Source organism: Paenibacillus sp. MABNR03 (assembly GCF_050455445.1).
Lineage (GTDB): Bacteria > Bacillota > Bacilli > Paenibacillales > Paenibacillaceae > Paenibacillus > Paenibacillus xylanilyticus.
Genome location: NZ_JBCIYR010000006.1, coordinates 236,104 through 260,034, shown reverse-complemented (window position 1 = coordinate 260,034; position 23,931 = coordinate 236,104). Strand labels below are relative to the sequence as shown.

At 46.7% G+C, this 23,931-nt stretch carries 26 protein-coding genes and 1 riboswitch; of the genes, 4 read left to right on the top strand and 22 right to left on the bottom strand.

The genetic code is table 11. The features are described from left to right. Positions 1–511: 511 nt before the first annotated feature. The 15 genes from AAIH57_RS25405 to AAIH57_RS25335 form a co-directional block, all read right to left on the bottom strand. The gene (locus tag AAIH57_RS25405) at positions 512–1,729 is read right to left on the bottom strand and encodes a TraB/GumN family protein (protein ID WP_430023482.1); all 1,218 of its coding nucleotides are present in this window, start codon (positions 1,727–1,729) and stop codon (positions 512–514) included. A gap of 185 nt (positions 1,730–1,914) precedes the next feature. After that, positions 1,915–3,213 (bottom strand): ABC transporter permease, encoded by a 1,299-nt coding sequence (locus AAIH57_RS25400; protein WP_430023481.1) that lies wholly within the window; start codon positions 3,211–3,213, stop codon positions 1,915–1,917. After that, entirely contained in the window at positions 3,206–4,108 is a 903-nt protein-coding gene (locus tag AAIH57_RS25395; RefSeq protein WP_175394874.1) for an ABC transporter ATP-binding protein, read from the bottom strand. Before AAIH57_RS25395 ends, AAIH57_RS25400 begins: the two co-directional genes overlap by 8 nt. A gap of 20 nt (positions 4,109–4,128) precedes the next feature. Beyond that, on the bottom strand, positions 4,129–5,022 hold the full coding sequence (locus AAIH57_RS25390; RefSeq protein ID WP_430023479.1) for an ATP-binding cassette domain-containing protein: 894 nt from the start codon (positions 5,020–5,022) through the stop codon (positions 4,129–4,131). Between the two features lie 12 nt (positions 5,023–5,034). Further along, positions 5,035–5,424, bottom strand: a complete 390-nt coding sequence (locus AAIH57_RS25385) for a GntR family transcriptional regulator (protein WP_175394876.1) — start codon at positions 5,422–5,424, stop codon at positions 5,035–5,037. Positions 5,425–5,510: 86 nt separating this feature from the next. Beyond that, a complete protein-coding gene (locus AAIH57_RS25380) occupies positions 5,511–6,224 on the bottom strand; it encodes a hypothetical protein (RefSeq protein WP_430023478.1) in 714 nt (237 codons plus the stop codon). Between the two features lie 461 nt (positions 6,225–6,685). Next, the gene (locus AAIH57_RS25375; protein ID WP_175394878.1) at positions 6,686–7,057 is read right to left on the bottom strand and encodes a hypothetical protein; all 372 of its coding nucleotides are present in this window, start codon (positions 7,055–7,057) and stop codon (positions 6,686–6,688) included. A gap of 109 nt (positions 7,058–7,166) precedes the next feature. Further along, on the bottom strand, positions 7,167–7,631 hold the full coding sequence (locus AAIH57_RS25370; protein WP_175394910.1) for a DUF420 domain-containing protein: 465 nt from the start codon (positions 7,629–7,631) through the stop codon (positions 7,167–7,169). A gap of 38 nt (positions 7,632–7,669) precedes the next feature. Then, positions 7,670–8,590, bottom strand: coding sequence for a cytochrome c oxidase assembly factor CtaG (ctaG, locus tag AAIH57_RS25365; protein WP_430023476.1), 921 nt, complete (start codon positions 8,588–8,590; stop codon positions 7,670–7,672). Between the two features lie 109 nt (positions 8,591–8,699). Beyond that, positions 8,700–9,020, bottom strand: a complete 321-nt coding sequence (locus AAIH57_RS25360) for a cytochrome C oxidase subunit IV family protein (RefSeq protein WP_175394880.1) — start codon at positions 9,018–9,020, stop codon at positions 8,700–8,702. Between the two features lie 3 nt (positions 9,021–9,023). Then, positions 9,024–9,650, bottom strand: a complete 627-nt coding sequence (locus AAIH57_RS25355) for a cytochrome (ubi)quinol oxidase subunit III (protein WP_175394881.1) — start codon at positions 9,648–9,650, stop codon at positions 9,024–9,026. Next, the gene (gene ctaD, locus AAIH57_RS25350) at positions 9,647–11,497 is read right to left on the bottom strand and encodes a cytochrome c oxidase subunit I (protein ID WP_430023495.1); all 1,851 of its coding nucleotides are present in this window, start codon (positions 11,495–11,497) and stop codon (positions 9,647–9,649) included. Before ctaD ends, AAIH57_RS25355 begins: the two co-directional genes overlap by 4 nt. 71 nt (positions 11,498–11,568) lie before the next feature. Beyond that, the gene (coxB, locus tag AAIH57_RS25345; protein ID WP_430023475.1) at positions 11,569–12,621 is read right to left on the bottom strand and encodes a cytochrome c oxidase subunit II; all 1,053 of its coding nucleotides are present in this window, start codon (positions 12,619–12,621) and stop codon (positions 11,569–11,571) included. Positions 12,622–13,203: 582 nt separating this feature from the next. Continuing rightward, positions 13,204–13,965, bottom strand: coding sequence for a type I methionyl aminopeptidase (map, locus tag AAIH57_RS25340; RefSeq protein ID WP_413037023.1), 762 nt, complete (start codon positions 13,963–13,965; stop codon positions 13,204–13,206). Positions 13,966–14,155: 190 nt separating this feature from the next. Continuing rightward, complete coding sequence (locus AAIH57_RS25335) at positions 14,156–14,344, bottom strand: hypothetical protein (RefSeq protein WP_017690840.1); 189 nt, start codon at positions 14,342–14,344, stop codon at positions 14,156–14,158. A 399-nt stretch (positions 14,345–14,743) separates the two neighbouring features. On the opposite strand from AAIH57_RS25335, the gene AAIH57_RS25330 reads away from it, so the two are divergent. Continuing rightward, positions 14,744–15,025, top strand: a complete 282-nt coding sequence (locus AAIH57_RS25330; RefSeq protein ID WP_175394885.1) for a transposase — start codon at positions 14,744–14,746, stop codon at positions 15,023–15,025. Positions 15,026–15,138: 113 nt separating this feature from the next. Here the strand turns inward: AAIH57_RS25330 and AAIH57_RS25325 are convergent, their stop codons facing one another. Beyond that, positions 15,139–16,368 (bottom strand): hypothetical protein, encoded by a 1,230-nt coding sequence (locus AAIH57_RS25325; protein WP_430023474.1) that lies wholly within the window; start codon positions 16,366–16,368, stop codon positions 15,139–15,141. A gap of 399 nt (positions 16,369–16,767) precedes the next feature. On the opposite strand from AAIH57_RS25325, the gene AAIH57_RS25320 reads away from it, so the two are divergent. Then, a complete protein-coding gene (locus AAIH57_RS25320; protein WP_095291885.1) occupies positions 16,768–17,106 on the top strand; it encodes a DUF4870 domain-containing protein in 339 nt (112 codons plus the stop codon). Positions 17,107–17,195: 89 nt separating this feature from the next. On the opposite strand, the gene AAIH57_RS25315 is transcribed toward AAIH57_RS25320, so the two are convergent. The 3 genes from AAIH57_RS25315 to AAIH57_RS25305 form a co-directional block, all read right to left on the bottom strand. Beyond that, positions 17,196–17,378, bottom strand: coding sequence for a DUF418 domain-containing protein (locus tag AAIH57_RS25315; RefSeq protein WP_430023494.1), 183 nt, complete (start codon positions 17,376–17,378; stop codon positions 17,196–17,198). Positions 17,379–17,505: 127 nt separating this feature from the next. Beyond that, positions 17,506–18,867 carry a nucleobase:cation symporter-2 family protein gene (locus AAIH57_RS25310; protein WP_175394887.1) on the bottom strand — a complete coding sequence of 454 codons (1,362 nt, stop codon included), beginning with the start codon at positions 18,865–18,867 and terminating at the stop codon, positions 17,506–17,508. Position 18,868: 1 nt separating this feature from the next. After that, the gene (locus AAIH57_RS25305; RefSeq protein WP_430023473.1) at positions 18,869–19,456 is read right to left on the bottom strand and encodes a xanthine phosphoribosyltransferase; all 588 of its coding nucleotides are present in this window, start codon (positions 19,454–19,456) and stop codon (positions 18,869–18,871) included. A 254-nt stretch (positions 19,457–19,710) separates the two neighbouring features. Continuing rightward, positions 19,711–19,810, bottom strand: a riboswitch (purine riboswitch). Positions 19,811–20,051: 241 nt separating this feature from the next. On the opposite strand from AAIH57_RS25305, the gene mscL reads away from it, so the two are divergent. Continuing rightward, complete coding sequence (gene mscL, locus AAIH57_RS25300) at positions 20,052–20,546, top strand: large conductance mechanosensitive channel protein MscL (RefSeq protein WP_413037028.1); 495 nt, start codon at positions 20,052–20,054, stop codon at positions 20,544–20,546. A gap of 146 nt (positions 20,547–20,692) precedes the next feature. On the opposite strand, the gene AAIH57_RS25295 is transcribed toward mscL, so the two are convergent. Beyond that, entirely contained in the window at positions 20,693–20,995 is a 303-nt protein-coding gene (locus AAIH57_RS25295; protein WP_175394890.1) for a hypothetical protein, read from the bottom strand. 79 nt (positions 20,996–21,074) lie between these two features. Between AAIH57_RS25295 and AAIH57_RS25290 the strand changes: the two genes are divergently transcribed. Continuing rightward, on the top strand, positions 21,075–21,770 hold the full coding sequence (locus tag AAIH57_RS25290; protein WP_430023472.1) for an NUDIX hydrolase: 696 nt from the start codon (positions 21,075–21,077) through the stop codon (positions 21,768–21,770). A gap of 255 nt (positions 21,771–22,025) precedes the next feature. Here AAIH57_RS25290 and AAIH57_RS25285 read toward each other — a convergent pair whose 3' ends face one another. After that, entirely contained in the window at positions 22,026–22,829 is an 804-nt protein-coding gene (locus AAIH57_RS25285; RefSeq protein ID WP_175394892.1) for a TrmB family transcriptional regulator, read from the bottom strand. Between the two features lie 67 nt (positions 22,830–22,896). Continuing rightward, a complete protein-coding gene (locus tag AAIH57_RS25280; protein WP_430023471.1) occupies positions 22,897–23,688 on the bottom strand; it encodes a zinc ribbon domain-containing protein in 792 nt (263 codons plus the stop codon). Positions 23,689–23,931: the final 243 nt, after the last annotated feature.

The window sequence follows — 23,931 nt, the reverse complement described above, 5'->3', positions numbered from 1 at the left end:
ATCAAACTCTCCAATAAAGTATTGAAAAGAGCGATTAGCTCATTTTGAATCTGACGAGATTAAAAATCTCAATTGTGCTTCGAAACCATACAGTCATATGACGTGTACCGATTTCTCAGCGTCGATCTTGCAAGCAAGATCGTTACTCACTCGTTGTTCAGTTTTCAAAGATCAAACTTTGTTTGCGTCCGAGTGTTGTTCTCTTCAGCAACTCTTATATATTATCACGTCCGAACCAATTTAGCAAGCATTTTTTTAAGTTTCTTTCGAAGCTTATTTTATTTGCTTATCGCACCGTGTTTTCTTGGGTGTTTTCTTGGCCGGATAATTAATATATCACAGACTTAAATAACTTGTAAAGAGTTTATTATAAATTATTTCTACTCATTATATTATCTTTTTATTTCAAGCGACTCCTACGATAGTAGATGATAGTCTTTCTTTCTATATAATAAACATCCCCGTTCAATCCTACTAAAATTGAACGGGGATGTTTTAAAAATCATTGTTGTTATTTACGTTCTACTGTGTAACCTTTATCCTCGAGCAACTTCACGATCCCGTGCTCACCCAGGTAGTGGGCAGCACCTACCACGATAAAGTACTCCTCTTTCTTATCACTCTTCAAATACCCATCAATCTTTTCAGCCATGCCAATGTTACGGTCGATCAGCATTGCTTTGTTGTACTCCTCGTTATCAGAGAAGTTATTTGTTAGATCCAACAACTGCTCATCATTGCCTGTTTTCCACATCTCAGCCATTTGGTTCACGCTATCATCCAATACATCGAAGTTATCCAAGGTCCCTTTCAGCGTTTCCTCTTGCAGCTCTTGCGAGAAGTCGTTGAACATACCCAGTTGGGACTCGTAAGATTCCAGCTCGATAATTGGAAGCTTGCTCTCAATTGCCTTTTGAATGAAATACAGATCTACTCCTGCAGAAGCTTCATATCCAGCCGTCGATGATTTCAGGCTCGAGAGCGTGCTCTCTACCACCCAAGGCTTAAATGCATCCAGGGCATTAGGCTCCAGTCCATTTTTCTTCAAAATCTCTCCCAGCTTGGCATACGTCTCGCTGGATACATGATCCTTCAGCGTGGTGCCATCCTGGTAAGATCCCAGGTCCAAGATCAACTTCTGCTGTGCCTCGTCAGCCGCTTTGCTGATATCAATCTCTACGCCCAGATAATCCGCTTCAGCGAAGGCCTCTTCAAATTCCTCAGGCAATGGGTAGAAGCTATCGTCTGCAATATGCATGGAGCCTACCAGATATACCGTGTTACCGTTGCTTTCCACTTCCCACATAAACCCGCGGCCACCCGTTTGCGCAGCTGTTTCTGTTCCCTTGGAGACAAGCAGAACTGTGCGGGTCTTCGCATCCCAGTTTACTTCGTAACCTGTAGCGTCACCAACGATACGAATGGGTGCATATGTTACGCCATTAATGCGTGTAAGTTTACTTTTAAGTGAAATCGTTTTGCCATCCACCACAGCCGTGATAGTGTCATCTGCTGCGTTCGTCAGTTTAACATCCATGGCTTCAAGTGTGGAGCGAAGCGGAACCAATGTAGTTCCCTTATTATTAATTGGTGCTCCTACAGTGTACTCCACAGCCTGGTCGTTGACTTTAACGGAAGTCCCTTGAGGTGCAGCCATGGCCGGCGCAGCAGAAGCGAGCAAACCAACCGAGATGGTGAGAGACAAGAGCATACGTTTCCAGTTTTTCATATTATGTATTCTCCTTTTAAAAAAATAGTAGTTTAAATTTAATAGTTAATAGAGTTGAACATACACCAAAATACTACGCATAAAGTTTGGGATGGGTGCCACCTTTTTCCTCGCGGCACCTTCTCCCCTATGAGATTACTTTTTGCTGCACACCACCATATACAATATCTATCAATGTCTTACTCTTAAATTTTATAAGCCCGCATCGCCTTAAATAACTCCTTGAAGGTTGGACGCTTACCGTACATCAGCACACCTGTGCGATAGATTTTGGCAGCCAGCCAGCCGAAGATTAATATCGATACGGCCAGTATGGCCAGAGACACGATAATCTCCCACGTTGGTGCAACCCCCGCTCCGATCCGAACCAGTATGGCCGTAGGCGAAGTGAACGGAATGAAGCTGGCAACTTTTAAGAGCAAGATGTTCGGCGTTGAAATACTGAAGATAGCAATGTAGAAAGAAACCAGTGACAGCATCGTAATCGGCAGAACCGCTTGACCCAGTTCTTCCGTACGGCTAACCATTGAACCAATCGCAGCAAACATCACAGCGTATAGGAAGTAACCAAGAATGTAAAAGATAAGTCCATATGCAATCACAGCTAAATTCACATCACTCAGATTCAAACTGAATTCACTCAATACATCACGGTTATGAGGAAGCAGCACATTCCCGGCAACCACTGCACCGAAAATACCGATTTGAAGCAGACCGACCATGAATATACCGATGATTTTGCCAAACATCTGACTAAGTGGAGACACGCTCGTAATCAAAATTTCCATAATGCGCGAGCTCTTCTCCGCTGTAATTTCGGATGCAATCATGTTGCCGGTCATCATTGTGGATGTGAACAGAAGGATGATCAGCAGGTAGACTACAATGTAGTTGATCGGGCTCATTCCATTCTCGGACGCTGCCTCAGATCCCCCCTCATCCACGCTCAAGCTTTGCTCACTTACCTTTACCGGGGTATTAATCAATTCCTTTTGCTCAGCGGTGAGTACGTCCTTTACGACTACATCAAGTTTCACACTTTGGAGCGCCGCTTCTATAGAAGCAATAATCTGAGGGGACACCTCTTCCGTTGAATACAGGATCGGTTGCGGGAACTCCTGTCCTTGGGCCGCCTCAAACTTCAGATACCCATCGGTAAGCCCGGATTCCGCATCCGCCTTCAGTGCGGCTTCATCTTTATCACCAGCAGCAATGAATCGATACGCCTGATCTCCTTGTGCCGACGAGAACTTCTCCAGCTTCTCCGACACTTCTGGCTCTCCAGCACTCAGAAGTCCAATGTTTACAGGGTTGCTTCCTGCAGTTCCACCGCCACCTGAGCCACCATTAAACAAGGTAATGAAATAGGGTACATTAAGTCCAATCGAAATTAAGAGTGCGAGTACAATGGTTGTAACTACAAATGATTTCGTTTTGACCTTGTTTTTGAACGTAAATCCGGTGATTGTTCCCATTTTATTCATTCGACTCACCCACCTCACGAATAAAGATTTGGTTAAGCGTTGGTTCTTTGATCTCAAAATGCTCTACGGTAGTCTGCGTCATTGCGTGTTTCAAAATCTCCTGCGCCGCTTCCACCTGAGCGATATGGATGAGATATCCACGCTCGTTCCGTTCTACCTTTTTCACACCAGCCAGCTGCTCCAAGCCATCGACGTTGCCAGTAGTGTTCAGGTACACCTGCTCACGTGGATAGCGGTTCTTGATCTCTTTGATCTCCCCCTGAACTACAGTGTTGGAGCGATGCAGAATTGTTATCTGACGACAGAGTTCTTCAACATGCTCCATGCGATGTGTCGAGAACAGAATGGCCGTTCCCTCGTCACGCAATTCCTTGACGGTGGATTTAAGCAATTCCACGTTCACTGGATCCAGACCACTAAACGCTTCATCCAAAATAAGAATTTGAGGACGATGTACTACCGCTGCAATAAAGCCCATCTTTTGCTGATTACCCTTTGACAGTTCCTCAATCTTTTTGTCGTAATACTCGGGGACTTCGAATCGATCGAGCCAATACCTCAAGCTTTTGTCTGCATCTTTGCCATTCATGCCGCGAAGGCGGGCCAAGTAATTGATCTGGTCGCTGACCTTAACCTTCGGATATAATCCACGTTCTTCCGGAAGATAACCCATGATTTTCTGTAACTCGGTACTATACGGCTTGCCGTTATAGCGTATGTCTCCACCATCCGGATGAATCAGTCCAAGGACCATACGCATCGTTGTTGTTTTACCAGCACCGTTGGCGCCCAGCAGTCCATAGATTTCGCCTTCTCCCACATTGAGCGTAACGCCATTAACAGCAGTCTTATCCGCATATTGCTTCACTACCTGCTTCAGTTCCAATCTGTTCATCATCTATCGTCCCCCTTCGATTATCTCCACAGTGTCGGAGCATACCCTGCAATCCAATATTGCAGCACTTCGTCCAGCTCCAGGTTTCGGATTTTCATAATGCGATTACCCGCAAGCTCCAGTCTCTCCTGCGCTTCAACGACCCGGGTCGTAATCACCCGAATGGCTCCAGCCTCCTGTTTCGACTCAACAGCCCCTGGAATACTCTCAGGCCTAAGATCACCTTCGTACCAGATTTCCCTCCATTGATCGAGCACTACATCTTTCTCCGCCATTCCAAGTGATTGTCCCCGGTGCATCAGTACGATGTAATCAGCCAGACGCTTCACTTCATCTGCAATATGTGTAGCTATCAAAATGGTGGTATCCCCATCCGCCATGAAATTGCGGAACTGCTCTACCATCACCTTCCAGGCAAAGGGATCAAGCCCTGAAGAAGGCTCATCCAGCAGAAGCAATCTCGGCCGTGCAGCAAGCGCTGCCGCTATTTCGAATTTGCGCCGTTCTCCTTTTGACAATTTCTTCAGTTTCACGTCGTAGGGAACATCCATATCATTCATGAGCTGTTTGAAAAACTTCGCATCCCAACGGGTATACCAATGTGCCCGGAACCTGGCAGCTTCAACAGCGGTTATATTGTCTTCTTCCGAACCTCCACCGTCTGCAACAAAGGCAATATGCTCTCTCAGCTCTGTAGGAAGTTCTCCTTCGTAATGCTGTCCGAACCACATGATCTGACCGGAATCCGGTAGCACGACACGCTGAAGCATATTCAGCAGGGTGCTCTTTCCCGAACCGTTATGTCCCAATATGGCGACGACGTATCCTTCGGGAATTGCGAGATCAATAGGTCCAATAATTCTACGCTTGCGCATCTTGGATACACCGTTTAACTGAACCGCTATTGGTTCCATGTTTGGTCCTCCTCACTTCGGATAGTAGATCTGAAGAATCTCTTGGAACAATCTCGCCATTTCTTCCTCACTGCATCCAACAGATTTACCTGACTGCACTGCTGCCTGCAGTGCTTCTCTTGCTGCTGTCAATTTGTACGTTTCCCGGTCTCCTGCCTCAACTTTGGCTACGAACGTCCCCGTGCCCTGCTTCGTTCGAAGCAAGCCTTCATTCTCCAAATCCTGATAGACCCGGCGAACAGTAATAACACTGCAATTCAACGATCCTGCGAATTCGCGAATGGATGGCAAATGCGTTCCCTCCCCCAATTGACCCGTTATTATTAAAGACCTTAGCTGGTTTTCAATTTGGTGATATAAAGGTTCAGCACTGTTTTCATTAATTTGAATCGGTATATTCAAGCCCTGCACCTCACCCTCGCGTACACTTCAGTTCACTTGCACGATAGTGCCGGTCATCTTCGATGTCGTTCTATATTTCGCTTACATTAACTTAAATCCCGTTTCGACAACTTCCTAAGCGTTAAGCGGCTAAGCAACCACAACACTGCAAAGCCCAAGAGTAACGAACCCCACATAAAAGGTGATAACAAGCCCCAGGTTTTGCTGATCTCTACGGTATAATGCATTCCGTTCATGCCCATGAGTCGAATTATAATCGCAATAAGCACAATAACGGGTATAAACAGCATGCTGATTAACAAATACTTTTTGCCTGTGTGTAAAAATTCTCCGAAGATATAGAACCCTGTAATCAGAACCCCATACCCTGTACATGTTAGGGCAAAGGCTAGATATTGATCCCATCGGAATCCTTCCAGATGCATCACGGAGACATACAATGCACCATAGTAGAATATGCCATTATAAATAAAGGCCAGCAATGCCTGCTGAATTCGTCCCCACATGACGGTCTCTGCAGAGATGGGTAGTCTGCGATAGTAGGTCAGCATCTGTGTATACGAATCTTCATGTATGTAGCGGAAAGAGCGTCTGGAGAAGATAAATCCCTGAAATGGAACCATAAGCATGAAGTAGGAATCGGAAACCGTGTTAAGCACACTTTCCTCCCTTTGTCCATATAACATGACACCACCCATAGCTCCAACGTAGATCATAAACATCGCAGACCATAACCATTGAAGACGATCCTTGCTCCATTCGCTGCGGGTTAGCCACCAAGCCTGCTTCCAATCATTCATAACATTGCCTGCCTTTCCATCTCACGCTTTACTGTGCAAGCTGTGTTCACTGTGTTTACTGTATATATCAATATACACAGTATATAGACCTCACCTCCGATCCGTCAACCCTTATTTTCCTGAATCAGGAATTATTTTAGGAAATGATTACCTTTTGCATTGAGATGATGCAATATGAAAGATGTCTTTTAAATAGAGCTATGATATTAGATGATCTGATAAGAGAGCTTCCTGTTTTCGCTTCGACTTGAAGCTATCTCCCTGAAGGTTGCTGAACTACTGAGCATGCGACAGCCTTCGGGCAGATAGCGCAGCAGATACCACTATGATCATTCAATGACTGCGTTGAGCTGCAAATTCGCAGGCGCAAAAAAAGAGAGCTGACTCCGATATTGTGCGAACACAAATTGGAGACAACTCTTTCATTTTCACGGCACCTATATGCAGAAGAGGTCTAACTTTTACACCAGATCGTAGCCGCTTGGCAAACGGCTATTATTACGGATGGCACGAATTTCGGCTAGGGTCAGCCGTTGATTGGTGGATATCAGGGATTCCACATCATTCCCACGGATCAAATCATCCAAATCTCTCAAGTTGGTGTTTCCACGATAGACACGGAATCCACCTTGAAAGTTTGGTCTCGTAAACACAACCAGCGTTGCATTCGAACTTGTCGAGAAAAAGCGCAGGCTCTCTACCCCACCCAGAATGTTGTCCAGATTGCGAAGACCCGTGTTGCCACGGTAAATCCGGCTTCTTCCGTTATAGTTCTCCTCTGAATACACCGTAAGACGTGGATACGTTTGACTGACTTGAACTGTTTTTTTCATTTGTTCCCCCCTCTCAATCTCATTCTATGAATGAATGTGAGAGGAGGTATGGACGAATTAACGGATCGATTCATCCATTTTCATATTTTCATAGGAAATTGCTCAAATTCTACACCCCAAGAATGACTTCCCATACAGGACGTGTATGCCCGCCAGGATATAGGAGGTATAACAAAACATACACAATGACCCCAGTCAGTGCACTACTGAACCAGACCATGGAAGTAAATCGTCCCCAGCGGCGATGAGTTGCAAATTTCTTTTTGAATCCCAGTACCAATGTGGAGATTCCAAAGACTGCTGCTGCAGTAGCGAGAATAATATGAAAGATCAAAAAGATCCTGTAGAAAATCTCCATCTCAGGATCACCGCCCCAGGCGGTATTTCCAACAAAGATCGTACGAGACATATAAATTACAAAGAACAGCAAGGCAGCAACGGCTCCTGCAACCATCGCGGTTTGGTGCGCTTCACGTTTTCCACGAATAATCAACACCCACCCAATTCCCACCAGCACAGCACTAATTACAATGAAAGAAGTACTGATCGTAGGCAGCAGAAAATGTATATCCATCATCGTGTATTCCCCCTCTTGTCTGAACATGACTTGGCTTATTTCGCAGGATTAAGCGGCCCCCCAGAACTTTCTACAGGATATGGGTCATCATCATCTTCGCGTTTTTCCTTGCGGTACCATTGGAAAAAGACATAAGCCAGCATGGAAACGAAGATACCCTCCTGAATGAATTTCATCACAATCCCACCCACCTGCTGATCCTCCTTGGCAGAAGACAGAAAGTTGAAGAAGGCAGGTCCTCCGAAAGTGCGCAGCAAAGCCGAGGAATCCCCGGATACACAATACCGCATCGCTTCAGCCCATACAGCTGGGTTGCTATACGTCGCATATAACGGCTCGGACGCAAAGATAATCAGACCACAAGCGGGTGTCAGCAGCACCATGTTGAGAAAGATAAATCCGATCTTCGACAGTCCTGATGCCTGTCTTCCTTCTGGCAGCGGATTAAGCAATGTCCACCACATGAGCATCGAGGTTATAAAGAGAACCATGTAATACAATCGGTGGACCGTAAAATGGAGCATCACATAATCATGCACAACAGGCAGATGATATAAGGAGAATAGTCCATTGAAAAGCAGGGCCGCCACGATTGGATGAGCCAGGAAGGAGAGCTGTCGTGTCGGCAGCCACCGAAGGATTTTGCGCCATACCCACGCAGGCAGACCCTTCATTAATAACGGTGGCGCTACCAGATAAGACAAGGCCATACTCACCATGTGGAAACTGAACATGACATGCCCCAGCAGATTAAATGGCCCGGCTTGGGCGAGATAGAATACAGCAAGACCAATGATAAACATGTTTTTTTGAGCTACCGTTGCCGGCTCTGCATCCTTGATTCTCTCACTTAATGGACCTACGACAACCAGATACGCAGCTGCGATAAGCAGAAAAAAGGCAAGAATTAGCGGACTCCATAAATCGTTGAAACTAAAATATTGCAACCCGAGCATACGGGAAACCTCCCGGTGATCTAATATGGTTGTTTTCTGGAATTCGTTATATGGGTTTGGATCGCCAAAAAGGGGAAAAGACGGCGGCACTGCGCCGCCGCCATCTCATTTACCACCAAACCCAATAAAGTGCCATAATGATGCACGTGGATGCTACGAAAAATCCGAACGCCATAAACAGGATTGGCATCAAATGCCCTTTATCCTTCATGTGCATCCAATATCCTAGCTGAACAAAAACCTGAAGGATTGCCATGACTACCAAAAGGATAATGGTAAAGGACGTATTTACGCCTCCTGCCTTCACGGCTGCAAACGCAATGAGTGTCAGGATGATTGAGAATATAAACACAACAACGTGTTTCTGTGGTCCTTCTGTTCGGTGACGATGCTTCACAGGTTGTTGATCACTTTTATCCTGTACCGACATGTGTTACCCCACCTTTCCGAGCAGGTAAACGACCGTAAAGATAAACACCCAGACCACGTCAATAAAGTGCCAGTACATTGCGGAGACGTACACCTTTGGTGCAGTTACGACCGTTAATCCTTTTCTGAACAGCTGCCCGATAATAAGTCCGATCCACAGAATACCGAATGCAACGTGGGCGCCGTGGAAGCCAACCAGGGTGTAAAAAGCCGAGCTGAATGCACTGGTTGTCATCCCGAACTCTTTGTGCACCACATATTCATAGAATTCATAAATTTCGATACCAAGGAATCCAAGGCCCAACACCACCGTTATTCCGAGCCAAAGCGCCAACGCATTGCGGTTGCCCCGATGCATGGCCTGGATCGCAAAAACACTTGTCAGACTGCTGACGAGTAGAATAAAGGTAGCTGCTGCCACGAGAGGCAAATGAAACAATTCATTGGCTGATGGGCCCTCATTCGTTTGGCCTCGCAGTGCCAGAAAGGTTGCGAAGAGTGTACCGAACAATACCGTCTCCCCGCCAAGGAACAACCAGAAGCCAATAAGCTTGTTGCGTCCCTCCAGCGTCGCCTTCTCCGGTTCATGCGGCAATTGGCCGTTTACCGGTTCGGCATGTGAAGTTGTCATGTTCTAACCCCCTTCTCATCCTGATCTTCCGGTTCGATATGCCAGCCATGGTCATCATAGAGTGAACGCAGTGCCATCGCTCCGAATGTAATCAGAAGGCCGACAATGACCACAATATAGTTATTGAACAGTCCATTCATAAAAGCATTGCCAAAATCGTCTTTACTGAACATCAGACCCAGCCCGGCAATAAAAATACCGACAGACATGACAAATGGCAGTGGAGTGGCAGATGGCATGTGAATCGAACCTACCGGTTCAGCCGGAGTCATTTCGGTATGACCTGCCATCTTTTCCTTCCAATATGCATCGATTCCGCGAACAAGCGGAGTCTGCTTGAAGTTATATTCTGGCGGCGGAGATGGAATAGACCATTCCAACGTACGGCCATCCTCCCACGGATCATTTGGTGCGTCGACCGGTTTTCTCGTTGTGATTACGATGTTCACAAGGAACAAGATTACCCCAACTCCCATCAGGAATGCTCCAATGGAGCTGACCAGGTTAAGCAGGTCGAAATCCTGATTCGGCAAGTATGTAACGATCCTGCGCTGCATTCCCATAAGGCCCAGGAAATGCTGTACGAAGAACGTCAATTGGAAACCGATCATGAACGTCCAGAATGTCCATTTTCCAAGTGTTTCGCTTAGGATGCGACCAAACATTTTTGGCCACCAGTAATGCAATCCCGAGAACAGGCCAAGCACCAATCCGCCAACGATAACGTAGTGGAAGTGGGCCACGACAAAGTACGTATCATGAAACTGGAAATCGGCCGGTGCAGATGCCAGCATGACACCCGTAACACCACCCATGACGAAGGTTGGAACGAATCCAACAGCAAACAGGTTCGCTGCTGTAAAGCGGATCTGTCCACCCCACATCGTAAAGAGCCAGTTAAAGATTTTGATTCCTGTGGGTACAGCAATTAACATGGTTGATATTGAGAAGAGCGCGTTTGCGACATTACCCAAACCTGTTGTAAACATGTGATGCGCCCATACCATGAACCCCAGGAAGGCAATCAGGATGGTTGCAAACACCATGGAGCTGTAACCAAACAATCTTTTACGTGCAAAGGTCGGAATAACTTCCGAAATAATACCAAAGGCTGGCAAGATGAGTATATACACTTCAGGATGCCCGAAGATCCAGAAAATGTGCTGCCAGAGTACCGGGTTACCACCATTCGCAACATCGAAGAAGTTGGCTCCCAGAATACGGTCAAATGTTAGCAGTACCAAACCCACCGTAATGGCAGGGAATGCAAAAAGGATAATGGCTGATGTAATAAATGTCGTCCAGGTAAACATCGGCATCCGCATGTAGGACATGCCTGGCGCACGCATCGTGATGATGGTCGCAAGAAAGTTAATGCCCCCGATGAGTGTTCCCAAACCGGCAATCTGGAGACCAATGGTGTAGAAATCCACACCGTGCGTCCCGCTATACTCACTACTAGAGAGTGGGGTGTAGGAGGTCCAGCCTGCATCAGGTGCCCCGCCCATAATCCAGCTCAGGTTGAGCAGCAGTCCACCAAACAGAAACGTCCAGAAGCCAAGCGCATTGATAAATGGAAATGCGACGTCCCGGGCACCAATCTGCAACGGTACAACAGCATTCATAATCGCAAATATGATTGGCATGACTCCGAGAAATATCATTGTTGTTCCGTGCATGGTAATCAATTCGTTGAACACCTGTGCCGATACAAAACTATTCATCGGCTTCATCAGCTGAATCCGGATTAAAATGGCTTCAATCCCGCCAATTCCGAAGAAAAATCCGCCTGCAATTAAATAAAGAATGGCGATCTTTTTGTGATCGACGGTGGTGATCCAATCCATCAAGCCCCTGTACCGCTTGACGCTATGAGCATGAGCCAAGGTTGTGTACCCCCTTCTTCGTCCTTGCTGTTCTATTCATAGTCCAATTTGTAGTTGGCTAGATATTCGGCAATTCCGTCGATTTCTTCATCCGTAAGTCCAAGATCTTTTGGATTCGGCATCGTATTGCCTGGCTTCACGGATTGTGGATCATGGAGCCATTGTTTCATGTTATCCAGTACCGGATTGCCTTCTTCTTGTCCCTCACGCTGGTTTAGCAGAATGCCTGCAACGGATTCCTTACCACCGATTCCTGTGAGATTCGGCGCAACCGGTCCGCCCTGATCTCCTACAGCGTGGCAAGAGAGACAGTTTGTTTTGAATTTCTCAGCAAGCTGTGTATCTTCCGGCAATACCGCTGGAGCTTTCATTTCATTGACCCATCTGTCGAAGGATTCCTGGCTGACTGCTTTTACCTTGAACTCCATAAAGGCATGAGACCTTCCGCAGAGCTCTGCACATTTCCCGCGGTAAACGCCTTCATTCGGAGCCGAAAAACTAAATTTGTTCACTGTTCCATCCGGGTTTGTGTCCATTTTACCCGCAAGTGACGGCACCCAGAAGGAATGAAGCACGTCAGCGGTTTTTAATTCGAATGCGATTTTCTTGCCGGTCGGGATGATTAGATCTTGAGAGGTGGTGACATCATATTGAGGATAAGTGAATTCCCACCAATACTGATGCGAGGTAACTTTGACCTGAATTGCATTTTTGTCCTTGGACAGATCTTCGCCTTGGGCAAAAATCGTCTGAACCGTCGGTACGGCCAATACAATAACAAGCAATAACGGGATGGCTGTCCAAATAACTTCCAGCTTGAAATTGCCTTCAACCTGTTCGGGCACTTCATTCTGCCCGGCCCGCCTGCGAAACCGGATCAGCACATACGCAGCTATGGCAAATACAATGATGAGCACCACGATCATAATTGCAATGGACAGCTTCATCAGATCATATTGGCCTTGCGCCACAGGACCCTGAGGTTTCATTACCGACAAGTCTTCCCGCCCGCATGCGGATAGCAGCAAAGAGAACACCGCCAGCAAGGGGAGAATTCGCTTTGCAACCTGCCACTGTTTCATCATTGATCTACCCCACTTTTTTACATTTTCGTAGATTACCGTCGTCGTTCGAAGGCCTAACTCAATCAACCTGTTTCAACCCGATACGCATAATCCTGTCCGTCATACAGAACGCTTACAAAAATAACGCTTCCGGAACCCCCATCATTTCCTCCACAGGGCATGTCTGCGCATTCTTCCAATTCATTCTATATGGTTCAATCACTTATTAAATATAAGTTGAGGGTATGATTTTGTCAATCTTTGGACACATGTTCACAAATTGTTCACTTTATGTAAAATTCCGCACCACAACTTAGTTTGCAAACGATTTCAGTTATAAATGTAAACCTCTTAATTTGAAAATATTTGCCATATTTCGGTGATTTAATGTGTTTTTTTGGTGATTTTTTTCACCTGAAAAACATGCAGTATTATGCAAAGGGATTGCTGTTTTATCTTCAATTGCTTTTTTCCAGTTCTACTGGGAAGGGGGCGCTCATTCAGCTCTCATTTTCAACGATGAACCGGCACGAAGCGCCACCCTGCAATATAGCTACATTTTAAATTAACACTGGAACTGATCATTTCTGTCCCTTAGTGGATTTATGATCCATCTGTCAGGATAAGAGGCCCATCCCGGGTTATCGCTATTGTGTGTTCATATTGAACTCCCCAGCTTCCATCCACTGTCCTGACCGTCCATCCATCTTCATCCCAAAATACCGCTCCAGAACTACCCCTTGTAAATATCGGCTCAATCGTAATGACCATGCCTTCGGTGAGCATCATGCCCGTTCTGCGTTTGCCATAAGGAAGTACATTGGGTGGTTCATGAATATATTGACCAATACCATGACCAATTAGCGGCTTCACAATGCCATATCGATACAGCCTTGCGGTACGCTCAATAGCGTTGCCGATATCCCCGAGCGTGTTTCCTGGGACCGCTTGGGCTATAGCCCGATGGAGAGCCCTCTCCGTTCGTTTCATCAGCTTGCGGATGGACCTGCGTTGTTCACCGATCCCGTAAGTCCATGCCGAGTCGGCAAGCCAGCCGTCCTTGTTTACCACCATATCAATGGTCACAACATCCCCTGCGGCCAATTCCCGATCGTCCGGGAAGCCGTGACAGACAACTTCGTTGACCGAAGCACAGGTTGCATAAGGATATCCCTTATATCCCTTTTGCTCCGGCGTTGCTCCTCTTTCGGTTAGAAATGCCTCAACCCGTCTGTCAATTTCAGCTGTGGTTATACCAGGAGTGAGCCATTGTTCAATTTGCTCGTGGCAGCTTCGCAGAATCCGGCCTGCTTCCCGCATGTAGTCAATCTCTTCTCTCGTCTTCAAAATAGGGTCCACATGCATTCATCCTTCCTGCCATATGTGTATTTCCATGTATATGCAGGAAGAATGCAACAAAGCCCAAAAGTGATGCAAAGCTCTGTTCCCTCTCCGAGTGAATTACAGAACAACAAAAAAAACCGTCTGCCGGAGCATGACGCCCGGGAGACGGTTCTATTCATATCGGAACAGTATAATTCAGTGATGTGGTGTTTCAGGACACGGAAGAATCCATCTTGACAAGCTCATGCTCGACCACAGAAGTCAATTCTTCCTCATATCCACCCGTAATCCGGTATTTCCTCACGTACTCCTTCACGAATTTTTTTGGATCCTTAGGACGGAAAATCCGAGTCATTTCCCTCAAACTTTCTTTGACCTCATTGTGACCTTTCGTTGCCATTGTAATTCCCTCCCAAAACGTTGAAAGTGAATGCTCCGTTTAGAGAACGCCGAATAAGTCTTAAATGCCATCCATGAAGTTGTGTGCGCGGCTTAAAGCAAGCTTTAGGTCGGGAACCTCGCTAAAAGCAAGTACCTGACACTATAAATACCCGATATGATTCGGTTTGAATCATAATCTTATTGTAGCATATTCGGGAGTATGTTACGACTTGACGATTTTCCTTATTATTTATAACGGTTTTTAAGCCCAAAAAGTTTAATCCCGAATCATATTTTATGAATATGGCCTTTCTGTACGGAATTAATTCTATCCAGCATAACACAGAACTATTCGGGGGATATTATCACGGACAACCCATACAGTTAAATTACTGGTATCCAAAGGAGGCGCCGTTTCATGGACCGCGAAGAACAGGATATGCTGCCCCTTTCGCATGAAAAGGTGGAAGTCGACGGAATCTACATCAACGAAGCGGGACGCGAGGAACATCTGCACCGAGGTCAACATTTCCCGGCCGATCCGGTTCTGGGCAAATCGGAGTGGAAACTCACCGAGTATATGTTTGACAACCATCACGAAGGCCGCACTGACGAACGACTTGTACCCAAAGAGAACGATACCGATAAAATCGGCAAAGTTACTCATCCACGCAGAAACTTTCAACGAAAAGATCTTTAAATTCATTGAAGTGCATTGATTATCTAGCAAACTAACTGGGGCACATCCAAGCCATTCCTATGGCAGGTGCGCCCTTGTTTTTTATATAGCTCCCTTACACCGAAGTAAACTTGCTAGCCTGCGCCTCTCAGATCATTTAACAAAATTCGCTGAGAACGTTGTTCCAGATCACGAAACTCTTTGTTAAACCTGCGTTCTCTGGCCGGATCAGGTCTGTAAGCAGGAACTATCGCCCAATGCTCTCGAATCAAATCAATTCGATTTTTCATCGGAGGATGGTAAGAACGATTTTCAGCATAGCGCATTTCTTGAAGACGCTGAAGCCGAAGGATCTCCTGACTGGGAACAGCAGCAATCCGATTTCTGAACTCGTCATACAGTTCCTTGTTATATTGATATTCCGCAACCTGTTCAGCAGTAAGGAAAAAAAGCCCTTCCATTTCAAACTTTAGAAAGAGGGACAGCACCGCTTCACTCCCAGCTGTTTCTGAAGCCTCATGATCTGCAATATAGAATAATCGGTGCATCTCTTGCCGCATGCTTTTGATCAGTAATGCATAAATACTGCTGATTATAGCAAATAACAGTAGACGAAGTATGATGAGCGGAAATACAACCCAGTATAAAAGTCCACTTCCTTGAGGATCTACAGTGTCATACCATGAATTCAGCACATGCCTGGCTCGCTCAACCAATAAGCTGTTTGAAATGTTTGGGTGAGCAAAATGGCTCATTTGTTGACTGATCACCGCTATTTTCTCCTGCATTGTTAACGCTGCAAGAAAGGGAACACCGAACACAATGGCTCTCTTGTTTCTTTTCAGATGCAGTATGTATGCATCGTATTCTTCATTAAGGATAATCATATCCACAGGCGGTACATTCATACGATCTCCAATTTCGTCAACCATGCCGTATAATTCGGGAAACTCATCTCTTCGAATTGCCCTGCCTGGCAGACGCTTGCGATAAGGTAAGATAATCGTGATCCATAATAGCACCAGAACATTCGCTAATATAAATAACCATGAGGAATGGGTTGAATAGAAAAAGATGGCCATACCCAGAATGGCAAAAGTTGATCCATGAACGATAATTGCCAACAGATAGGTATATATCCTCTGTTTGCTGAAGGGAAGCCTTCGATCAACGCTATATTTGAATTCTTCGAATAATCGGTCAGTGGACTTTTTGTTTAGTCCTTTATGTAAAGGTTCCTCAACCGGCTTCCTTTCTTCCCCGTCAATATTCCAGTTACACTTCTCACACCATGTGATATACCCTGGATTTACTTTCATCTGGTGTCCACATTCCAGACACTTCTCATATTCGGTTTGATTCAATATCACTTCCACTCCTCCGCTTCACTATGTACGGCTAATATCTTGTTGCATTTGGTGCTATCATCTCTGGCTTCCTACTCTTAGTCTCCTATGGACGTTAACCTCCTCCCTTGAGTATTCCGTTATGATACTCATTCAGCCTGATCCTCCTTAAAGGTCTAGGGTGCTTGTAAGTCTACTATATAATTCGGAATAATATGGAATATTATGAATATGAAGAAAGTATCAAACTGCAATGTGCAACTACGCACTTCATCCTCAATTAGAATTTTACTTCCTACGCCCGCTCTATGTTTCCGTGTCTTATGTGTTTACTGGTAACATTCGTTACTAAACCCGGTTCAGTTCTGTCCACCTTCTTCATACCTTAGAGAAAAAGGACAAAGGAGGCTGGACCGGATGTCCCCGATGAAATCGTCAAGCGGTCTGGATGAAAATATTGCCGGCATGCTTTGTTACCTGTTTACTTTTGTAGGCGGAATCGTCTTCCTGGCCGTTGAAAAGCGCAGCCGGTTTGTGCTGTTTCACGCGCTTCAATCCGTTACGGTCTTTGGCATTATCATGATTGGCCATGTATTATCCGCATTTCTTCCTCTTTTCGGCCCCCTGGTAGCATCCTTGTTGTCACTGCTGGGTGTAGTCGTTTGGATTATCATGGTCGTCACCAGTTTACAGGGAAAATGGCTGAAGCTGCCTTGGGTTGGTGACTTTGCCGAGAAACAGATGCGCCATCTGTAGCTTTCTTAATATGGAAATTCAGTCCTTAATTCGTTCAATAGCAAAAGGCGATCCGAACCTGACTGAGGTTTGAATCGCCCTTTTTCTATTCAATTGCTGCCACCATAATTGGTCAATGCCATCCGTCCGAAGGCATGCAGGGGATCAAGCAGTCTGGCAAACTGTTTTCGCTGGCTCCATAGTAATAGGGTGCTCAGATAAAAAGTTATGTTCCCTTGCTGTTCCTCTGAAGACAAAAAAACATCCGGATGACTGCTCTTCCACGCATTCATCCGGATGTTTAGGTGGTATATCATTTATTCCGTGAATCAATCATGCCATTAACTGTATTCATTCATATCGTGACTGATTCATCCTGTGAGTTAACATAGCTACCATTCCGGTACCTATATTCAAGCTTTAGGCCGATTTTCCTGACTCTCCAAGAATCACATCAGCCTGCTGTTCAGCCATCTTGGCAGCTGTCGCCTTAGTCCCCAGACCATTGAACAGCAAATTCATAAAGATGGCGGTGAAGCTTCCGGCAATGATTCCGTTACCCAGCATAATCTGTGCCCAGTCCGGTGCACCCGCAAACAACTCAGGCACGACCGTAACTCCCAATCCCATCCCTACGGAACAGGCAATGATGAACAGGTTCTCATGCCGGTTCAGATCAACCTGGCTGCCGATGATGCGAATTCCGGATGAAACAACCATTCCGAACAGCGCAACCATCGCCCCGCCCAATACAGAACCGGGTACAAGCTGTGCGAGTGCTGCAATTTTCGGTACGAATCCGATCACAACGAGTAGTCCACCTGCTACCACGATAACATCGCGTGTTTTAACACGGGTCATCTGTACAAGCCCCACATTTTGCGAATAGGTGGTATATGGGAATGAGTTGAATATCCCGCCAAGCACAATCGCGAGTCCTTCCGCACGGTAACCACGGGCCAGATCCTTGGAGGACAAGTCTTTGTCCAATATTTTGCCGAGAGCCATAAATACACCAGTAGATTCAGCCACGCTCACAATCGCCACCAGGATCATCGTCAGAATAGGAACAATCTCAAACGTTGGTGTACCGAAGTAAAATGGCTTCACCACATGGAACCAGCTTGCTTCACGAATCGGAGCAAAATTAACCTCGCCCATAAATCCTGCCGCTACCGTACCTGCAAGAAGACCAACCAGCACGGCAATCGAACGGATGAATCCTGTCGTGAAACGGGTCATTAGAATAATAAACAGCAGTACGCCGAAGCCTAACAGTAGATTCGTCCCACTGCCGAAGTCTTCCGCCCCCTGACCGCCCCCCAGATCTCTAAACGCTACAGGAATCAGTGTCAGACCAATAATGGTCACGACTGAACCTGTCACAACGGGCGGAAACAGACGGATCAGTTTGCCGAACAGCCCCGAGAACAATACTACAAAAATCCCCGACGCGATGACTGCCCCGTAAATGGCAGACACCCCGCTGTTCAGACCAATCAAGATCATTGGAGATACTGCTTGGAATGCACAGCCAAGCATAACCGGCAGTCCAACTCCGAAATAACGATTACCCCATACCTGCAGCAGCGTGGCCACACCACAGGCGAGCAGGTCAATGGCAATCAAATATGTCAGTTGTTCCTGGGTAAAGCCGAGTGCGTTACTAACGATAAGTGGTACGACTACCGCTCCCGCATACATCGCAAGGACATGCTGCAGACCAAGCGAGAACGTTTTGATGGGATGCCGGTGCCGCTGGAAAATGCGCTCGCGTGCCATATTAGTTCGTGCCCTCCTCATCCGCAAATGTAACCTGTCCATCCGACAGGGCTCCGATCCGAACCAATGATTCCACGCGATATCCTGCTTCTTTTAGCAATCGGCCTCCCGGTTGGAATGCTTTTTCAATGACGATCCCGATGCCAACCACTTCAGCGCCAACCTGCTTCACAATGCGTGCCAGACCAAAAGCCGCCTCGCCATTCGCTAGAAAATCATCAATGATCAGCACACGGTCGCCCGGCTGCATAAACTTCTTGGCTACTGTAATTTCATTCGTTTCCTGCTTGGTGAAGGAGTACACCTTCTCTACCAAAATGTCTTCCGTGAGTGTCAGCGACTTCTGCTTCCGTGCAAAAATCAGCGGCACATTCAGTTCCAGCGCAGTCATGATGCCCGGTGCAATCCCGGACGATTCAATCGTAAGCACCCGTGTAATGTTCTCTCCTTCAAAACGGCGGATAAACTCCTTGCCCACTTCCTTCATGAGAACCGGGTCCATCTGATGATTCAGGAATGAATCCACTTTGAGTACCTGCTCCGACAGGACAATTCCTTCCTGTCTTACTTTGTCTTTTAACAATTGCATGGTGATTCTTCCCCCTGTGCGCCCTCTATACAGCCAACCAGCCAGCATATCCTCTTCCCAAGGTAAAAAAGCAAAAAGCCCGCCTTTTCACACGCTGCGGAAAACCGGAGACGGGAAAAGACGGACTTGTACTTATTAGAACAAGCCGTGTCGGATGCTGCATGTACACATGAATAGATTGGACATCAATACACGAGAACCACTCTCGGCATATAACTTCAGTCATTTACCTAGAGAGGGCGCCCAATCATAGCGATCATGCAGATCTTTCCCGTAGTCCGATCATTCCGGTGATCGGGTAGAGACATGCAGGCCTATTCCTGCACATATACGAGTAACGGCATATTTAATTTTTGGCTCCAAGATTCGTTACAATATATGATTGCGAACCTGAAATATAAAAGTGTAAACGTAACTGACAATGTTAGAAGTATACCGAATCGGCGGCATGAAATAAAGAAGTATTTTCATGGAAATTGTGAAAACATGTCTTAATCTGTAACCAGGGGGTGATTGGAGCGTGTTTTTTTTGTACAATATGATAACCGAAGCATGGCCTGAACTATGAATTTATCGGTCAAAGGAGATTGCAGAGATGAAAGGCATACTTAAGGAATTCAAGGAATTCGCCGTACGCGGCAACGTGATTGACCTGGCGGTTGGTGTCATCATCGGGGCTGCTTTTGGCAAAATCGTCACGTCCCTCGTGAATGATATCATCATGCCCCCTGTCGGGAAGCTGCTAGGAGGCATTGATTTCAGTCAGAAAATCATTAATCTGGATGGGAAAATGAGAACCGCCAGCGGAGAGGAAATAACGACATTGGCTCAAGCCAATGAGGCAGGCGCTACAGTTATCGCCTACGGACAATTCATCAACATACTTATTGATTTCCTGATTGTTGCATTTTGCATTTTTATGCTCGTCAAGGGCGTCAATTATATTAAAAGCAAAGAGCACAAAAAGCCTGAGCCGAAAAAAACAACCAAGGCTTGCAAGTACTGCCTGTCCGAAATACCGGCTGCAGCTACCCGCTGCTCGCACTGTACTTCAGTGCTGGAGGCAGAAGGCAGCAGCGCCCCGGCATAATCAGCAGGGTTACTACTGTCACTGTTTATGTAAAGGAAACCGCTCCAGCATGAAAGGTCTCACCCTAAAGGTGGGGCCTTTTTCATTATGGCCATGAGCAGATGAATGCTGCTGTAACTTAAACTATTTTAAGACATCATCATGGTCTAGAATCGGCGTGGCAGCAGATGCTCCAAAATCGACTTCAGATCCTTATCTTCCTTATAAACTTCTTCCCCGGTATCGAGTTCGGTTACCCGAATATATTCAAAGTTAGCCGAAGCATCTACCGGTTTAAACAGCAATTGTGCCTCATCCTCAAGACGTACGTTGAAGCCCATATCCTTAAACATGGTCGTTAACTGATGGTTTGCCGGTTCCTGTCCTTGCCCGACAAAGATAAGCCCTCTAAGACTTTTACGCTCCTGTGGTTGCGGATAAATGACCTGAAAGTGTACAATGCATTCCATACGTTCGTTCCCCTTTCGTTTAAAACGTACTTTGTGAAATTTTGAACTTTAAAACTTGCTATATAAGGAGATACGTATTATGACCCAAGAACGTTTCGACATTTATGACGATCAGCAGCTATGGTTAGGCACGGAGCTTCGCAGTGAGGTGCATGCCAAAGGATATTGGCACCGTTCATTCCACTGCTGGATCGTGCGTGACGATCGCGATCAGCGGATGGTTCTTTTTCAACGTCGCCGCGAGATCAAGGATACCTTCCCCGGTTGTTATGACATTACAGCAGCAGGACACCTTAGTGCGGGTGAGCAGCTTGAGGATGCAAGTCGCGAACTGGAGGAAGAGCTGGGGGTACATGTCCCTTTTGAAGCCCTGACTTATCTGATGACTGCCAAGCAGCAGCTGCAAGGCGAGGTTCGCGGCGTACCATTTATGGATCGGGAGATCAGCTCGGTATATGGTTTATGCCTGAACCAGCCACTTGAGGCTTACACCTTGCAGGCCAGTGAAGTGGACAGCCTGTATGAAGTGCCTCTACATGATCTGCTTGCCTTGTTCCGTGGTGAAATGGATTCAATCCAGGCCAGTGGGGTGAATGCGCAGCAGACACCGTTGCCAGATTCCGTGAATCAAGTAAATCAGGCTCATAAGCGCGAATGTTCATCTCCCATTCCGGAACGTCAGGATCGTTTTATTCAAGCTTCCGAATTCGTGCCTCATGGGACGGAGTATTATATCAGTGTACTCGAAGCTCTATATCACGTGCCCAAAGGCTGATTCAAACGTGTATATAGTGGACTTCCGGGCTCATAGTTCAGTTTCTCAAAATTAGCATGACTTCATACCTTACTCTAACTCAGCAGGGCACACGTGCTGTGATGAACATCACTGCTTTGCTTCAAATCGCAAAAAAGCAGGCGTCTGTCTCTTGACAGCACCTGCTCGTTTTTTTTACACATATTGAAGTTCTCAAGATATGGCTCTGTTCCGGCTTTAACCGGGGGCCAGTGCCTCAGAACCGTTGGCTTAGCCTTAGCCTTGATCTCCTCCGGCAGAAACAGACCAATAACGTGCGGATAGCTGCCCAAACCGACGTCCGTAACGAGACTCCAGCTCTTCCCCCATATCCTGTTCTAATTCGTATAGTACCAATTCCTGTGCAAAATGATTCAGCAGCAAACCTGTCATGACCGGATGCTCTGTCACGACAGCCTGAGTTGCGCAGGATTCCCCACGCATCCCCAGCATGCACCAGCGTCGATCAACGACAATGGAGAATTTTCTCCCGCTGCCGTTACCGTATAAAGGCAGACCCGGCCATGGGGCTGGCTGATCCAACATACCTTCGCCTCCATCACATGACCATAACAGCCTGACACCGCGATCCTCGGCCCGTTTCAGATGATCCTGCAGCAGTTCGGCTTCCTCACGCCAAATATCCACGACAATCTCGTGTTTGGCATCTGCCAGCTCGCGGCTCAGGTTATCGAACACATTCTTGTCACCTTCAATATTGTAGAAGACCGGTTTCTCGGGTTCATGCTGTGGCATGCTGCTCTGTACATAATCAAGAGATGCACGCATCTGCCCGGAGATCATTCGGGTCATCTCCTCCGGTTTCAGCACACTGTACTTCGCAGGCTCTCCGGCACTACAGCGCAGAAACCCGCGCTGAGAGAGTCTTTGCAAGGTGGAATATACATTGGAACGGGACACGCCCAGCCTCTTCGCAACCTCATAGCCTGAGGCAGAGCCTTGGCGTGCGAGTTCCACCATAATTTTGGATTCCATCTCGGTAAAGCCGAGATGATTCAGATGATGCAGCAGTTGGTCCATATTCCCGTCCCCCCATGCTGTCAGCAACCACACTGCCTTACCTTACTGTGGCAGTGGTTCTACTGCATCAGATCTGTTCTGCACCACAACGTGGGCACCACTTTGAGCCTTTCGGTAGCTCAGCAGCACAAATCTGGCATTTGACCATTTCACGAGGCACTTCAGTCTGTACGTCAACCGTGTTCACGATCGGGTTATTCTCTTTCCAATAACGGATGCGCTCATCAAGTTCCTGCTGCCGTTCCCGTTCACGCAGCATTTCTTCTTCCCGGCGGCGTTCCCACTCTGCATCGAACGCTTCCTTCTCTTCCTGGGTAAATTCAGCACTGTTGAATTCGGATTCGGTCTCCAGATCGGCAATGGACGGAATTACCGTGTGATATGGCTCGGCTTCATCCGTTTCTTCTTCAATCGTTTCATCATAAAATGGCCGTTCCGTACTTTGAGCTACTGCTGCTTCCTGTCTGGCTGTAGCCGGACCTGCGGATGCTGCTGTTGCAGCCTTGAATCCCCCCAGCTTGCGTCCGCATTTCGGACAGAAATTGGCATCCAGTGAAGCAACGTGGCCACATTCGCACAACCGCTCATTTTTGAGTTCCGCAATTTTGCTGCGGAGACCGTCAATCTCATCCTGCAATTCGTCGCACAAATGCGACAGATCGACCATCTCTTTTTCGGCACGAGTCATATCTTGTGCACGGTAACCCTCATAAAAGATGCGACCCATATCTGTAAAATGGACTTCCTGTTCCTGCTGCAAGCCCACAATTTGATTGTTCAATTTCCCAATCTCAACAGCGTGCTGGGCACGCTCTGTTGCCTTGTTCGCTCCGTTCTTGATTCGTTGAAGCAATTTCATGACATCTCCTCCTCTGTCCCGTCAGACGTTGAATCTCTCGATTCAACTGCAATTTGTTCTTTAAATTTTCATAGTATATAACTTATACGATATCATGCCAAAAAGTTGCGCATTCGCGCGCGAGTGCCCGTTTTCTGCCGATGATGGATGAAATCGGGGGCTTTCGTCAGGACCATACGTTCGGGTATAATGAAGCTTTGGCCCTGCATAACCGCCTGCTTAGGCGACTAACTCTATCATACC

Coding starts and splice junctions, on each gene's coding strand:
- ctaG (WP_430023476.1), bottom strand. CDS start 8,590: ATGCTCGGGTTGCAATATTTTAGTTTCAACGATTTATGGAGTCCGCTA.
- AAIH57_RS25320 (WP_095291885.1), top strand. CDS start 16,768: ATGTCCCCGATGAAATCGTCAAGCGGTCTGGATGAAAATATTGCCGGC.
- AAIH57_RS25335 (WP_017690840.1), bottom strand. CDS start 14,344: ATGGCAACGAAAGGTCACAATGAGGTCAAAGAAAGTTTGAGGGAAATG.
- AAIH57_RS25355 (WP_175394881.1), bottom strand. CDS start 9,650: ATGACAACTTCACATGCCGAACCGGTAAACGGCCAATTGCCGCATGAA.
- AAIH57_RS25280 (WP_430023471.1), bottom strand. CDS start 23,688: ATGAAATTGCTTCAACGAATCAAGAACGGAGCGAACAAGGCAACAGAG.
- AAIH57_RS25375 (WP_175394878.1), bottom strand. CDS start 7,057: ATGAAAAAAACAGTTCAAGTCAGTCAAACGTATCCACGTCTTACGGTG.
- AAIH57_RS25400 (WP_430023481.1), bottom strand. CDS start 3,213: ATGAATAAAATGGGAACAATCACCGGATTTACGTTCAAAAACAAGGTC.
- AAIH57_RS25330 (WP_175394885.1), top strand. CDS start 14,744: ATGGACCGCGAAGAACAGGATATGCTGCCCCTTTCGCATGAAAAGGTG.
- AAIH57_RS25285 (WP_175394892.1), bottom strand. CDS start 22,829: ATGGACCAACTGCTGCATCATCTGAATCATCTCGGCTTTACCGAGATG.
- AAIH57_RS25310 (WP_175394887.1), bottom strand. CDS start 18,867: ATGGCACGCGAGCGCATTTTCCAGCGGCACCGGCATCCCATCAAAACG.
- AAIH57_RS25380 (WP_430023478.1), bottom strand. CDS start 6,224: ATGAATGATTGGAAGCAGGCTTGGTGGCTAACCCGCAGCGAATGGAGC.
- AAIH57_RS25315 (WP_430023494.1), bottom strand. CDS start 17,378: ATGAATGCGTGGAAGAGCAGTCATCCGGATGTTTTTTTGTCTTCAGAG.
- AAIH57_RS25390 (WP_430023479.1), bottom strand. CDS start 5,022: ATGGAACCAATAGCGGTTCAGTTAAACGGTGTATCCAAGATGCGCAAG.
- AAIH57_RS25295 (WP_175394890.1), bottom strand. CDS start 20,995: ATGGAATGCATTGTACACTTTCAGGTCATTTATCCGCAACCACAGGAG.
- AAIH57_RS25360 (WP_175394880.1), bottom strand. CDS start 9,020: ATGTCGGTACAGGATAAAAGTGATCAACAACCTGTGAAGCATCGTCAC.
- AAIH57_RS25370 (WP_175394910.1), bottom strand. CDS start 7,631: ATGGATATACATTTTCTGCTGCCTACGATCAGTACTTCTTTCATTGTA.
- mscL (WP_413037028.1), top strand. CDS start 20,052: ATGAAAGGCATACTTAAGGAATTCAAGGAATTCGCCGTACGCGGCAAC.
- AAIH57_RS25290 (WP_430023472.1), top strand. CDS start 21,075: ATGACCCAAGAACGTTTCGACATTTATGACGATCAGCAGCTATGGTTA.
- ctaD (WP_430023495.1), bottom strand. CDS start 11,497: ATGGATTGGATCACCACCGTCGATCACAAAAAGATCGCCATTCTTTAT.
- AAIH57_RS25405 (WP_430023482.1), bottom strand. CDS start 1,729: ATGAAAAACTGGAAACGTATGCTCTTGTCTCTCACCATCTCGGTTGGT.
- AAIH57_RS25395 (WP_175394874.1), bottom strand. CDS start 4,108: ATGAACAGATTGGAACTGAAGCAGGTAGTGAAGCAATATGCGGATAAG.
- coxB (WP_430023475.1), bottom strand. CDS start 12,621: ATGATGAAACAGTGGCAGGTTGCAAAGCGAATTCTCCCCTTGCTGGCG.
- map (WP_413037023.1), bottom strand. CDS start 13,965: ATGCATGTGGACCCTATTTTGAAGACGAGAGAAGAGATTGACTACATG.
- AAIH57_RS25305 (WP_430023473.1), bottom strand. CDS start 19,456: ATGCAATTGTTAAAAGACAAAGTAAGACAGGAAGGAATTGTCCTGTCG.